This is a genomic window from Paraburkholderia antibiotica, from assembly GCF_012927125.1.
GTDB classification, from domain to species: Bacteria; Pseudomonadota; Gammaproteobacteria; order Burkholderiales; family Burkholderiaceae; genus Paraburkholderia; species Paraburkholderia antibiotica.
Genome location: NZ_JABBFZ010000010.1, coordinates 185,178 through 198,914, shown reverse-complemented (window position 1 = coordinate 198,914; position 13,737 = coordinate 185,178). Strand labels below are relative to the sequence as shown.

Here is a 13,737-nt window from a genome sequence, read left to right as displayed (position 1 = left end):
CCTAGCTGGTGTGGACGCCGGGTGAACCTTGGCGCATCGCATCGATGAGGCAACTCTTGCAGGTCGTCCGTGGGAACTGCGGCAAAGGCAGAGTTTCCGAGGCGGGTTCGACGGTATCCCAGAACGCGCAACGCTCGAGAATGTCACCAGGCGATACGTTCTCGATGCCGCTACCGGTAATCTTGATATAGGACCCACCGGAACCGATCCAGACTTCCTTGGATGCAGATATAACCACCCGGCCATTTGTGCTAGTGACGGTGAGATCTTTGAGCGAACCAAGGGACATTTCGTCGCCCTGTGCCTGGATTTCCACCTTCCCTTGAGAAGCGAAGATTTTGATTCCGAGTTTCTGGGCGAAAAGCGATATGGCGTCGCCAACAGCCACTGTCAGCTTTCGCAGGATACCAATGTCGGCGTTGCCACCGGCTGTTGCGATGAGGTTTTTGGAGGCGCTAACCTGGAGATGGTCACCGGAGACAAGGCCCATACCGGCAGGTGCGCTTAGCAGGATGCCTGCTTGCCTAAGCCCTTTGAGTGTTTCGTTCAGCAGGTCCCGCTGCTTTTCTACCTCCGCAGCATATGCGTTGGCGGATTTGGCTGTATCCGAAACGGCCTGCATTTGCTCGATGGCCTGCTGAAGCAGAGCCTCTGCAGCGCGCATCTCGAGTTGTTTGCCCGAGGCCATTGGCTGGTTGTCGGCAGAGACGAATACGCCCTTACCACCGCGAACGGCTACATGATCGTCGCTACGCAACTCCGCCCCGCTACCCCGTTTGTCACGGCCGGCGTTGACGATATTCCCAAGATTAAGCTGACTTTTACCCCCACCCTCGGTCGCAAGCTTGATGTGCTCTTCCCCTTCGAAGTCTTCCATCTGAAGGGTATTGTTCGACTGCGTGCGAATAACGTTGCGCGTCATCCAGCGATCGTCGCTCGTGATCACATCGGGATTCACGCTGTCGTGCATCACGTGAGCGATATACGGAAAATCCGGATTACCGTTCTCGAAGGCCACTTCGACGCCCGAGCCATCCAGCGCCGGGAAATGATGTCCGGTAGTCCTAGGGCCTGCAAATGGTTTTGCGATCCGCATCCAACAACTCGTCAACCCTCCCGTACGCTCTTCGCGGTCGAAGTCGAACAAGACCATGTAGTGGCCTTCTTTGTTGACGTAGCTGTACTTATATCGATCCGGCGACGTAATACGCCCACTAATGGTGCCGTGGATTTTCGGCCACGCCTCCTCAAGCAGCGGCATACGGTAAATCAGATGCGACGGGATCGCCGTATAGGTGTTGTGGTACGTCTTGTCGCGCGAACCAGCATGTTCGACACGCGTGACCAACTGACCGTACTCGGCCTCGGGCAGTGCCCGATTGGTGAATCGAAATACGCGTCCGGGCGCAACGCAAAGCACGTTACCCTCGCCCGTATAAACGATCTTTTCGCACAGCAGTGCTTCATGCCGCAACTGGGCTTCCCACTCAGCCTGATCGTCGCTCAGGTGTCCGGCTGCCCAGACGTCAGGCGTGCCCCAAGTGGTCTTATCGTCCGGCGCGGCGTTGGCTTCCCCATCAATAGGCTGTGGCGCCTTGCGATGGTTGTAGTGGCGTACAGTGACGGCCTGAGCGATCGTCTTCGTGCGGGTCTCGAACTTCTCGACCGACTCGGCACCTGTGCTTTCAAGACCGGAGGTCGGCCTGAAAGGCGCCACGAATGTGTCGCTGCGCTCGTAGTGCGTAAAGTCATCGCCGAAGTGCGTCACTTCGCCGTATTCGCCCTGGCGAATCACAAACCAGATACCGGAGCGGCGCGCAAGACGGGTAAAGAAATCGAGGTCCGTCTCGTTCCATTGCATCACGAAGTCGCGCTTCGGATAGTCGCGGCGCAGCGTAAATTCGAAATCGCTGGTGCCTGCGCCGAACTCGTGCTCCCGGAAAATCTGCTCGATAATTTCCGGATCCGTTTGCCCCAGAAAGATGCGGCAACGCTTGACGTTCTTCAGCAGCGCAATGCGTGACTCGAGCACCGCCTCGTAGGTCGTCTCGTCTTTACTGCTGGAAAGCTGGTTGAACTGGGTAATGACACCCTGAAACTGCCGGCCGGGGCCGGCAGGCAGCACCACACCGGCAAAGGTGGGCGGCCGGATGGAAAACACAGCCGTCTTCGTCAGGATATCGTCTACCGGCAGATCCGCGACCCGGTGGGTCAGCTTCATCCTGAAGGTCGTGGGCGCACCTGCCTCCTCCACACCGGCAAAATCAACGACGTCGAAACCCGGCGCGAACTTGCTGCCGACGACATCAAGATGATAGGCCTGCAGGCCATCCCTCTTCAGGGATCCAATTGCTTCGTTGACGCCCACCTTAACCCCTTCCATTAAACCTGCTGCCACGCACACATGCCCGACCTACATCGGGCGATACTTCGCGCGCGAAGCGAAAACAGTCACTTCGTACTGCTCGTACACGACGCTCCCACCGCAACCGGGGAGGAGACTAGGCAGCGGCGTTGTCCCTGTCCCGTGTATCAACCAGAACGTCAACGCTCGCATAGGCCGATCTCACCGCGTCAAGATCTCGAGTATTTTTCTGCACGGCGATGGCTGCGAAAGCACTCAGAGCGAACGACATTCCGTAGAACCCTTTTTCACTCAGCGTGAACGACGCGTTGAACAATCCAATGCAAAGCAGCCCGATGCTCGTCAACAGTGCCGCCCACGTGATGCCATAGTAGAGACCCGTCACAGGAATGCCCTCCAGCCGGTCACGAACGCTCTTCTGAATAGAGACCGCGGCAAAAAGGGTTAGCACAAGCACCGCGAAGTAATAGCCTTTCTCGTTGAGCTGCATGTTCGCGTTCCATAGTCCAACGAGATACGCGATAACACCGGCCAGCAATGCGCACCACGACGCAGCGATAAAAGCAAACGACGGGCGGCGATAGCCTTGCACATGTGACATTGATCCAGTTCCTTACTTATGTGTGATGCACAGAGTTCTTCAACGAAAGAGCCTGCGATTTCAACCATTCATACCGCCACCAGGCACCCGATCGGGATCGACTGCCCGGTGGACGGTGGATGACTCCGATACAGATCGCAAACGGTCGCCCTCGCAAGGGCGACCGTTTGCACAGCACGACCCATCCCTTAGTTTTTTGCCTTGGGCATCTGCGACACCAGCGACAGGCCGATGTCCATACCTTCGATCTGGAAGTGCGGAATGATGAAGAGCTTGACGCGGAAGAAGCCCGGGTTGTCCTCGATATCCTCGACCATGACCTTGGCCTCACGCAGCGGATGCGAAGCCTGAAGCTCGTCGCCGGGGTCCTTCATCTCGGTCACGAGGCCCTTGATCCAGTTGTTCAGTTCGAGTTCCAGAACGCGACGATCCTTGGTCGTACCGATGTTCTCGCGCTGGATCAGCTTCAGGTAATGCGCAATCCGCGAGAGCAGGAAGATGTACGGCAGACGCGCGTTGATACGGCTGTTGGCCGTCGCCTCCCTGGTCTCGTACAGCGCCGGCTTCTGGGCCGAATTGGCCGAGAAGAAGCACGCATAGTCATGATTCTTATAGAACGACAGCGGGATGAAGCCGAGGTTGGCGAACTCGAACTCGCGCGTCTCCGGAATCAGTACTTCGGTCGGGATCTTCGGCTGAACACCTGTGCCGAGGTCATACAGGTGAACCGGCAAGTCTTCGACCTTGCCGCCCGCCTGCGGCCCACGCACCTGGACACACCAGCCGTTATCCATGAAGCTGCGGGCCATATTCGCGGAAAACGCAAACGACGCGTTGACCCACAGGTACTTCTCGTGGTCCGGACCTTTGACCTCTTCCTGGTAGTTGAAGCTGCGCACCGGCGTCGTGTCCGGGCCATACGGCAGACGGCCGAGCACGCGCGGCATCGTCAGGCCGACGTAGCGTGCGTCATCGGTATCGCGGAAGCTTTTCCACTTGATGTACTCGGCGCGATCGAAATAATTGCCGATATCCTGGATCGCAGCCACTTCTTCCATCGTCTTCTTGCCGAAGAACTTCGGACCGACGGAGCCGATGAACGGCATGTGCGCGGCGGCGGCCACCTTCGAGATGTTGCGAAGAAGCGCGACATCCTGCGGCGAGTTCGTGAACTCGTAGTCGGAGATCAGCGCGCTGATGGGCTGGCCGCCCGGCGTATCGTATTCGTCGATGTAGGTGTGACGATAAAGACCGCTCTGGATGATTTCGGCGCAATCCTCGAAATCGCGCAGGAGGTCGGCCTTCGACAGATCGAGCATTTCGACGCGGACATTGCGGCGGAAATCGATTCGGTCGACGTTGAACTTCACGCCACGCCAACGCGCCTCGATGGCCTGAAATTCGGGGTGATGCATGACCGCGTCGAGCTGCCGGCTGATCTGCTCGTCGAGCTGCCCGATGTGGAAGTCGAGCAGCGACTTGTCCAGTCGCTCGACCGGCTTGCCACCCTTGCCGACCAGTTCAAGGAATGCACTCATGCCGCGCGCGATACGCTCGGCTGCCGACGACTCGGAAAGCAGGTCGCCATTCTGGAATGCCTCGAGCGGCCGTGCTTCGCGCACCGGCTCGAGATTGATCTTTTCGCACAGTGCCTGATAGACGCTGTTATGGTCTGCTTCGGGGGCGTGCAGTACGATGCTTTCGTGTACACCCGACTGCTGCTGGGATTCGTTGTGTTCCATATGATGTCCTGTCGGCCACGTTGCGGCCAGAGAGATTCGTGATGCGGTGAAGGTCTGTTTTAGCCTTCGAATCAGGCATGACCTTCAGGGCGCATTGCTGCCGTTGCGATCTGCGACAGTTCTTCGCGCAGTTGCGCCGACAACGCCGAGTCCTTCAGGACCTTCTCGAATTCGCGACGGAAAGTGCCGTTGTCGAGCAGGTTGGATTTGAGGTCGCGCAGCAAATTGCGCATCGCAAGCAGAGCTTGCAGTTGGGGGATCTGGCGGGCAACCTGCTCCGGCTCGAAATCCTTCATCGCCCGGAAATTCAGCTTGACAGGGAGTTCCGTCCCATCGCCAGCGAGCGTGTTTTCCGCACCGATCTTCAGTTCAGGATTGAAATCGGCGAGGACGCTGTCAAAGTTGTTCTTGTTGATCGACACCTTCTTGCGCTCTGCGAGTGAGCCCGTCGCCTTACCTGCACTGAAGTCCCCTGCCACAAGCAGTTTCAGAGGCAGTTCGACCTTCTTCTGCGCACCGCCGGTATGCAGGTCGACGGAAATGTTGATCCTGCTCGATGGAATTTCTTTCTGGAAGCTGTCAGCCATACCTATCCCCATAAGTGGTCAATCGAACCCACCGTAGCTGACGCCGCCCGGTAGGCGCAGCAGGTACCGGAACCGTCCGTGGCCGTCACGTATTACAGGCCAATAGCAGTCCCATGCACACTCCCGCTAACTCTTTTCAGGCAGGCAATATCGTTCGCCTGCCAAATTCGGGGTGCATTAGAACTTGTATTTCTCAATTCGTCAAAGGGGATTTGATTTTGATAATTTATTAAATGTCATTTAAAGTTAAGTTCAGATTTGTCTAATTGACAATCATAATTATGTTTTGTATTAAGAAGTCTCGAAACCCCTTCTGCACAAGGCTTAAGCAATAGAACACACATAAGCCCATACCGTGTTGCGATTTATCAAACTTTCGAAGGTTGAGGCAAAATTCAGCCGACTCGTTTTTATATCTAATTTATGCATTCAACATTAAGTACTGGACGAGATGTGACAGATTGTGTTTAAAATCCGGCCCCACTGATGTTCAGCAAACCTTATCGGGCAAAAAGAATATGCGGACATATAAACCGCTCTGGCAGGACGGCACTGTGCTGTCGCCGCATCACTTCCAGCAGCAGGGCCTGTGGTGGCAATTCGCTCAGCAACAATTCGTCCCGCTCGCGGTTGCCGAACCGTGGGGTGTACTGGATGTCCGTCTGGACGAGGAGCTATTGCTCAATGGACGCGTGAAACTCGCCGGCCTCAAGTTGCGCTTCGGAGATGGCACGCCCATCGACACATCAATCGCCGATGTGCTGCCGCCCGCACGTGATCTTGCCCGCGATGTCGGTTCGCACGTTCAGAATGTGATCGTGTACGTCGGGCTCCCGCTGTTCGATGCGCTCGGAAACAACTGCCGCGCCGATGAGGAAACGGTCTCGCGCCCAAGACGCTATTTCCGTGAATTCGTGGAAGTGCCGGATCTGCTCGGCACGATGGACGCGGAACTGGCTGTCGAGCGCCATTCGCTCCAGTTGCTGTTCGATTTCGAGTCTCACGCGGATTACATCGTCTGCCCGATTCTGCGCCTCGTGCGTGGTCAGCGCGGCGTATTCGAGGTGGACCACGACTGGGTACCGCCCTGCCTCGCGCTTTCTGGTCACCGACGTCACGAGGAACGGGTCTCGCGCATCGCCGATATCCTCCACGCGAAAAGCATGGCACTGGCTGCACGCCGCAGCGAACGGATCGATGACGTTGCCGAATTCGGCGTAGCGGACGTCTCCCTTTACTGGCTTCTCCATTGCCTGAATACGCAGTGGCCCGAACTGCGTTTTCTCGCGAGTCACCCGTACCAGCCGCCGGAGCGGCTCTATCATGTACTGGCGCAACTCACTGGTGCGCTGATGACCTTCTCGACACGTGTCAACCTCGCCGAGATCCCTGCTTACGAGCATGAACGCCAGGACGAGGTTTTCTCGAAGCTGGAAGATCTCATTCGCGAACTGCTCAACGCCGTCATTCCGTCGCGTGTCGTTCCAATCGGACTACTGAAGAAAGGTCCGACGTACTGGAGTGGGCACATCCACGACGATCGTCTGCTTGACGGAGCCGACTGGTACCTGTCGGTCAATGCATCGATGCCGGCTTTCCAGCTGGCCGAAGTGATTCCGCGACTGTGCAAGATTGGCGCACCGGACGATATCGCCCATATCGTCAATTCAGCGCTCCCCGCCGTGCCGCTTCACGCGGTGCAGCGTGTACCCGCGGCCATTCCGGTGCGGCTCGAGAACCAGTATTTCGCGCTCGACTCGAAAGACCCCGTGTTCGCAGCGATGCTCGCCGCACGCACCTGCCAGATCTATCTGCCAGCAAACGTTTCCGATGCGTCGCTCGAGCTCTACGCAGTGCTGACATCGCAGGTTGATAAATGACAATCCACCGCCAGTTACCGCTTTGCGCGTTGCTTCGCGACACCGCGCTCGAAATCTCGCAGCTCGCACAGGGCGCTACGACAAACGACGTCGGGAATCTGCGGGTACAGTGCCGCAAACTGATCGATGATTTTGCGTCGGCCCTGACCGCGCGCAAGGTACCGACCGATGTCGAACGCGACGCAATCTACATGCAATGCGGCCTGCTCGACGAAACCGTTCTCGCCCACCTTCCGGCAGCGAGCCGTCCCCTTTGGGAAGCGACGCCGTTGCAGGTGGAACGATACGGTGAGCACGACGCAGGCGAACAGGTGTACAGCCGTCTCGCCGCACGCATGCGCGAAGCAACGCCCAACGTGGAACTGCTCGAGTGTTATGCGGCCGTACTGGGTCTCGGATTCGTGGGGAAATATGCCCGCGAAGGCGCATCCCAGCGCGCGACCATCGTCCGGTCGCTCAATGAGCGGCTCGAGAAACTCGCTCCTTCAGAAGATTCGGAACTGATCGTCGATGCAGCGCGTACGCATCGCTTCGACTGGCTCTACCGGCTCTCGCCGTGGGCGCTCGCCGGACTCGCGTGCGCGGCCGGCGCCATTGTCTTTGTGGTGATCGGGCAAGGCCTTGATCTGCAGGTCTCCCATCTGCTGTCGGCGAAAACCTGATGCTCGCGGCCTCTCGAACCTCACGGCAGATTTTCCATGGAGGTTACCCTCACCGAAGCGTGGTTGGGGTGACGACCGTGCTGATCGTCGCGCTTGCGCTCGCGGTGTTGCCCGTCGACCGGGTACTTGCATGGTGGATTGCCGCCGGTGCGTTTGTACTGGGTACGGTATTCATCCTGTTCAGGACATGGCAAGTACGGGAACGTCAGGACGAACAGCAGGCGGTCATGGCAGCGCTGGGCAGCACGACAGCGGACCTTCCCGCGAGCATGCGCACGCGTATGCCTGTTTTCCTCGTGACCGGCGACGGCCTGGCAGAGATTTTCGACCGGGAAGGATGCGAACAGCTTGCGTGGGTAGGCGAAGGCGCAATCTGGCTACGAATCGTCAGTCCGCAGAACCTGCCGCGCATTGCTGTTGCCGTGCGGCGATGGCGCGACGGGCGCGCGCCGGAAGGGGTCGTGCTGACGCTCACTCCAGCGGCATATGGCGACGACGACGCGCTTGGCCAGAAACTGAGGTTGATCCGTCAGGCGGCGAGTGACGCATCAAAACTCATCGGAACACGCCTGCCAGGCTATGTTGCGATCTACCAGCGGCTCGGCGCTCCCGATCAGCAGACTCTGACTGCGCGCTGGTACGGCGTCTCCAGCGCGACACCCTTCGAGGATGCCGCACGATTCGAGGCCGTGGTTCGCGCGGCCGAGCGCACCGTATGGAAATCGGAAGACGGAAGCACATCCGCATGGCGAGCAGCCGAACTTGCTGCGCTGGTCGACTGGACTCAGCGTGCCGTCATCGGGCCGCTCCACGACCGGCATCATCCGGCTGCACGGTGGAATCTGCATGGGATCGGCTGGATCAATTGCGGTCCGCAGGACACCGGACAAAGTGCGTGGAAGGCGGCGATATCCCTGCGCACCCGGCTGACGCCACCCATCATGGATGCAACACCCGCTCCATGGCCGTTGCCACAAGCTATTGTTGAAGCCGCCCCGCTCAGGCTGTGGGTTTCGCCGCGGCTGCGCGCGCTCGCACACGTGCTGGGTATCGCAGGGTGCGTCGCCATGCTCGCGTTCTGGGCGGCCGGCCGGAACAACCATGCGCTTCTGGATCACATCGGGGCAGACCTTGAGCGCTTCGCGACGATTCCGGCGAATCACGATGCCGCGCGGCAGGATGCGCTCAAGGCGATCGTCGCCGACCGGGACAGGCTCCTTGAATATCAGCGCACGGGCGTGCCGTTGCGGCTTTCGTTCGGCATGTACCGGGGTGCCGGGCTGATTCCCGTGCTCGACCGTGCCATCGCGTCCTATCAACCCCCACCGCCGCCGCCGTCGGTCGTGACGCTTGACAGCATGTCGCTCTTTGACAGCGGTCGCGCACAGCTCAAGGACGGCTCGACCCGGGTGATGGTCAACGCGCTCGAAATGATCAAGCTGCATCCCGACAAGCGAATCCTCGTGGCCGGTTATACCGACAACGTCGGTGAACCGGAGAGCAACCTGAAGCTGTCGACTGCGCGCGCCGAAGCAGTGCGCGACTGGCTGATTGAAGCTTCCGGCATTGCATCGACGCAGTTTGCTATTCAAGGCTTTGGCGATACACGCCCCATCGCCGGCAACGACACGGACGAAGGGCGGGCAAAAAATCGCCGCGTGGAAATCACGCTGGTGCCCGATGCACCAACACCCCTTCAGAAGACGGATCTGCCGGCAAGTACCGGCACAACGCCGCGCTAAAACGTTTTGGTTCCCTGGAGCGCCTGGCTTTGGGGTTGTAACGCCCGGCACCTGGTTCCGGGCAATTCTTGCTGTAAACAATAGGGAGTGAATATAAATGGCAATTCCGTCATACATGTGGCTCAAAGACGATGGTGGTGCGGACATCAAGGGGTCGGTCACCGTCCAGAACCGCGAAGGTAGCATCGAGATCACCTCATTCGATCACAGCCTGCACATTCCGACCGACGGGAACACCGGCAAGCTGACCGGTACTCGCGTGCACGCGCCGATCAAGCTGGTCAAGGAAACCGACGCGTCGACGCCGTATCTGTACAAGGCGGTGACGAGCGGCCAGACGCTCAAGTCGGCGGAGATCAAGTGGTACAAGATCGACGACGCCGGTAAGGAGAAGGAGTACTTCAACACCAAGCTCGATAACGTGAAGGTTGTCGCGGTGCGTCCGAAGATGCTCGACATCAAGGATCCCGACTACGAAAGGCACAACCACCTCGAGGAAGTCGAGCTGCGCTACGAAACGATCACGTGGTCGTACAAGGACGGCAACATCATCCACAAGGACACCTGGAACGAGCGTTCCTGATTATCCGTGGTCTGAAGGACTGCCCACTTTTGCAAGTGCTGGCCGTCCTTTGCCAGCCCGCTCGATAACCCTTGCGGACTGGCCTATTTAATTGCATGGGGCAGCCGCTCCTGGCGGCTCGCCCTTATTTAGACATGCGAATTGACCGAACCTGCCCATGCACAACGACCGAAGCACATCCCCGCGCGACACCAGCCAACTGCTGCGTCGGCTCAACCCACACTGCGCGACGGCGCTGGAAGCAGCGGCAAACCTGTGCCAAACGCGGCTCGCGGACGAGATTTCGGTCGAACACTGGCTGCTCAAACTGATCGAGGCTGGGGACGGCGATATCCCTGCTCTCCTGAACCACTATGATCTCGACGTGGACGCGCTCTGGGATGCTCTGCTCGCATCCATCGATCACACGCCGCGTAACCTGCGTGGTCGCCCCAGCCTCTCCCAGCAACTGGCCCACGTCCTGCAGGAAGCCTGGTTTCATTCGTCCGCCGATAGCGACAATCCGACCATCCGTTCCGGGCATGTCCTGCAGGCAATCGTCGATGCGCCGCATGTCCTTCGCACGCCGAAGACATGGCAACTCCTGACGCTCAGCAGCGCACAGATCCAGCGTCAGTTGCCGCGACTCGGACAACGCACATGCGAGAACCCGGCCGAAGAGCCGACGTCGGTACAGGAAGAATCGACTGTCACGCAAACCGGCGCGGCCGCGGCAACGTCTGTGAGAAAAACGGTTCAGACGACCCAACCTGACGTGGAAGGCGAAGCGCTCGCCCGCTTCGCGATTGACATCACGGCGAAGGCACGCGAGGGAAAGATCGATCCGGTGTTCGGTCGCGATCGCGAGATCCAGCAGATGGTCGACGTGCTCGCGCGCCGCAGGAAAAACAACCCGATCCTCGTGGGTGAGCCGGGTGTGGGCAAAACCGCGCTTGTCGAGGGCCTTGCTCTTCGCGTGGCCGAAGGGAGCGTGCCGAACGTGATCCGCAATGTCCGGATTCTCACGCTCGATCTGGGTCTGCTGCAGGCAGGCGCGGGCGTAAAAGGTGAATTCGAGCAGCGCCTGAAGAATGTGATCGACGAGGTGCAAACCTCGAGCACGCCTACCCTGCTCTTCATCGATGAAGCCCACACGCTGATCGGCGCGGGCAATTCGGCCGGCGGCGCCGACGCGGCCAACCTGCTCAAGCCGGCGCTTGCGCGCGGCGAATTGCGCACGATCGCGGCAACGACGTGGTCGGAGTACAAGGAATATTTCGAGCGCGATGCCGCGCTCGAGCGGCGCTTCCAGATGATCAAGGTCGACGAACCGGACGACGACGCGGCCTGTCTGATGTTGCGAGGCCTGAAAGGCCGCTATGCGAAGTATCACAATGTGCACATCCGCGATGAAGCACTGGTGGCCGCGGTCACACTCTCACGCCGGTATATTCCCGCGCGCCAGTTGCCGGACAAGGCAGTCGACGTGATCGACACGGCCGCGGCACGCGTGCGTATGGGGCTCGAATCGCCGCCGGCGGAACTGCAGCGCGCAAGAGCTTCAGTCGCGGCCATCGAACTCGAACTGAGCACGATAGAAGACGACGCGCGAGCCGGCATCAACGACGTCAAAGCGCGACGAGCCGCGCTCGACACGGCGTTGACCGAAGCCCAATCCCGGATGGGGACATTGCAGCAACGCTATGAACAGGAGCTCGCCCTCGTGCAGTCGCTACTGCAGCAGCGTGATGCCGGATTAGCGGACGGCTGCGCCGCGCTGGCGACAACACGTGAAGCACTCGAACACGCGCAGAACAAGACACCGTTAATCTTCGCCGATGTGGATGCCCGGGCGATCGCACGCGTGGTCGCCGAATGGACCGGCGTGCCGGTCGGCAATCTCCTCGAAGATGAACTGAACGGCCTGCTGACCCTGGAGACACAACTCGCCACGCGTGTAGTCGCCCAACACGATGCGCTAGCCACGCTCGCGGAAAGCTTGCGCACCGCGAAGGCGGGCCTGAAAAACGAGCATGCGCCGCTTGGTGTATTCCTGTTGGCAGGCCCCTCCGGCGTTGGAAAGACCGAGACCGCGCTGGCGCTGGCCGACCTGCTCTTTGGCGGCGAGGCGGCGTTGACCACGATCAACATGTCGGAATACCAGGAGTCGCACAGCGTCTCGCAACTCAAAGGAGCGCCTCCGGGCTACGTCGGTTATGGCCGTGGCGGCATCCTCACGGAAGCGGTTCGCCAACGCCCGTATAGCGTCGTGCTGCTCGACGAAGTCGAGAAGGCTCATCGCGACGTACTGGACATCTTCTACCAGGTATTCGATCGCGGCACCATGCGTGATGGCGAAGGACGCGAGATAGACTTCCGCAACTGCGTGATCCTGATGACGTCAAATCTCGGCAGCGCGACTATTGACGAAGTCACAACCGACAATCCGGATATCGCCCAGGCAGCGCTCCTTGAGGCCATCCATCCACAACTGGTCACTCACTTCCAGCCTGCTCTGCTAGCGCGGTTCCAGCCCCTCGTCTACCGACCGCTCGACGCGGCGGCGCTTGCCGACATCGTGCGTCTGAAACTGGAGAAGGTCGCCGAACGACTGCGCCAGCAACATGACGTCGAGCTGGTTTGCGACGATTCGTTGATCGCCGCGATGGCGGAGTTGTGCCTCGCACGGGAATCCGGCGCGCGTAACGTCGACGCGTTCCTCAATCAGCGCATCCTCCCCGCGATTTCGCGCGAACTGCTGACGCGCCTGGCCAGCGGTACGACACCAGCAAAAATTATCCTGTCCAGTTCGGCGGAGGGCGGACTGACAATCGACTTCTTCGACCGCGACATGCCGGTTGCCGCGGACATAGCGGTAGAGCCGGTCGCCTGAGAGGAACGACACCATGCCCGCGGGACCGTCTCTGTATGACATGCTGCTCGGCCACGTCGATGGCGATGCGCTTGAAGATCACGATGACAACACGCTCGAGATTCTGAGTGTCCAGGCCAGCATCCGTCGCATTCTCAACACGCGCGCAGGAGCACTCAAGCACGTTCCCGACTACGGGTTACCGGATCTCACAGAGGTGTATCGAAACCTGCCCTCTTCGGTCAATGATCTTCGCAACCAGATGGAAAGCACGCTGCTGAAGTTCGAGCCACGCCTGCGCTCGGTCGGAATCGAGATCAATGACAATCCGGATCCCGGGCTACTCGCGAGCTTCACGATGGTCTGCCACCTGAAAAAGGCCGGGCTGGTCCGCTTTGGGACGTATTTCGAGTCACCCGGGCGCATGCGTGTCGAGCAGATCGTCAATCGCAATCGTGCCCCTTAACGGGCGCCGTTAGGCCACGTCGAAGAGATTATTGATTTTTAACAGAAAGAAGTACCAGATCACATGAAGAATCGTTGTTTTTTTAATAGCCTGGCACTCAGCGTTCTGATTGCTTTTGCAGCTCACGCCAATGCATCGTATTCCGAACAATGGATGACTGCCCAGCAGTTAAAACAGGAAGGTACGAAGCCGCATCACAGCAAACCGGCTTCGAGATGCAGGAAGAGTGCGACGAGTTGTACCGGCGATCATTCGAAA

Annotated in this window: 10 protein-coding genes; 6 read left to right on the top strand and 4 right to left on the bottom strand. The window is 59.2% G+C overall.

Going from position 1 to position 13,737, the window contains the following annotated elements:
- Window position 1: 1 nt before the first annotated feature.
- The 4 genes from HHL14_RS18060 to tssB all read right to left on the bottom strand — a co-directional run bounded on the left by HHL14_RS18060 (window position 2) and on the right by tssB (window position 5,295).
- Entirely contained in the window at window positions 2-2,368 is a 2,367-nt protein-coding gene (locus HHL14_RS18060) for a type VI secretion system Vgr family protein (protein WP_206002383.1), read from the bottom strand.
- 133 nt (window positions 2,369-2,501) lie between these two features.
- A complete protein-coding gene (yiaA, locus tag HHL14_RS18055) occupies window positions 2,502-2,966 on the bottom strand; it encodes an inner membrane protein YiaA (protein ID WP_169498982.1) in 465 nt (154 codons plus the stop codon).
- A 188-nt stretch (window positions 2,967-3,154) separates the two neighbouring features.
- Complete coding sequence (gene tssC, locus HHL14_RS18050) at window positions 3,155-4,708, bottom strand: type VI secretion system contractile sheath large subunit (RefSeq protein WP_169498981.1); 1,554 nt, start codon at window positions 4,706-4,708, stop codon at window positions 3,155-3,157.
- Window positions 4,709-4,779: 71 nt separating this feature from the next.
- Complete coding sequence (gene tssB / locus HHL14_RS18045; protein ID WP_169498980.1) at window positions 4,780-5,295, bottom strand: type VI secretion system contractile sheath small subunit; 516 nt, start codon at window positions 5,293-5,295, stop codon at window positions 4,780-4,782.
- A 518-nt stretch (window positions 5,296-5,813) separates the two neighbouring features.
- Here tssB and tssK point away from each other — a divergent pair.
- From tssK to tssE, 6 genes are all read left to right on the top strand, one after another.
- Complete coding sequence (gene tssK, locus HHL14_RS18040; protein ID WP_169498979.1) at window positions 5,814-7,175, top strand: type VI secretion system baseplate subunit TssK; 1,362 nt, start codon at window positions 5,814-5,816, stop codon at window positions 7,173-7,175.
- Window positions 7,172-7,837: a DotU family type IV/VI secretion system protein gene (locus HHL14_RS18035; RefSeq protein ID WP_169498978.1), complete on the top strand. Its 666-nt coding sequence runs from the start codon at window positions 7,172-7,174 to the stop codon at window positions 7,835-7,837. Before tssK ends, HHL14_RS18035 begins: the two co-directional genes overlap by 4 nt.
- 68 nt (window positions 7,838-7,905) lie before the next feature.
- Window positions 7,906-9,579: an OmpA family protein gene (locus HHL14_RS18030; RefSeq protein WP_329601684.1), complete on the top strand. Its 1,674-nt coding sequence runs from the start codon at window positions 7,906-7,908 to the stop codon at window positions 9,577-9,579.
- Between the two features lie 97 nt (window positions 9,580-9,676).
- Window positions 9,677-10,162: an Hcp family type VI secretion system effector gene (locus HHL14_RS18025; RefSeq protein ID WP_169498976.1), complete on the top strand. Its 486-nt coding sequence runs from the start codon at window positions 9,677-9,679 to the stop codon at window positions 10,160-10,162.
- Between the two features lie 157 nt (window positions 10,163-10,319).
- A complete protein-coding gene (gene tssH / locus HHL14_RS18020; RefSeq protein WP_169498975.1) occupies window positions 10,320-13,034 on the top strand; it encodes a type VI secretion system ATPase TssH in 2,715 nt (904 codons plus the stop codon).
- Window positions 13,035-13,047: 13 nt separating this feature from the next.
- Window positions 13,048-13,479, top strand: coding sequence for a type VI secretion system baseplate subunit TssE (tssE, locus tag HHL14_RS18015; RefSeq protein WP_169498974.1), 432 nt, complete (start codon window positions 13,048-13,050; stop codon window positions 13,477-13,479).
- Window positions 13,480-13,737 lie beyond the last annotated feature (258 nt).

Coding starts and splice junctions, on each gene's coding strand:
- tssK (WP_169498979.1), top strand. CDS start 5,814: ATGCGGACATATAAACCGCTCTGGCAGGACGGCACTGTGCTGTCGCCG.
- tssE (WP_169498974.1), top strand. CDS start 13,048: ATGCCCGCGGGACCGTCTCTGTATGACATGCTGCTCGGCCACGTCGAT.
- tssB (WP_169498980.1), bottom strand. CDS start 5,295: ATGGCTGACAGCTTCCAGAAAGAAATTCCATCGAGCAGGATCAACATT.
- HHL14_RS18035 (WP_169498978.1), top strand. CDS start 7,172: ATGACAATCCACCGCCAGTTACCGCTTTGCGCGTTGCTTCGCGACACC.
- tssH (WP_169498975.1), top strand. CDS start 10,320: ATGCACAACGACCGAAGCACATCCCCGCGCGACACCAGCCAACTGCTG.
- yiaA (WP_169498982.1), bottom strand. CDS start 2,966: ATGTCACATGTGCAAGGCTATCGCCGCCCGTCGTTTGCTTTTATCGCT.
- HHL14_RS18025 (WP_169498976.1), top strand. CDS start 9,677: ATGGCAATTCCGTCATACATGTGGCTCAAAGACGATGGTGGTGCGGAC.
- tssC (WP_169498981.1), bottom strand. CDS start 4,708: ATGGAACACAACGAATCCCAGCAGCAGTCGGGTGTACACGAAAGCATC.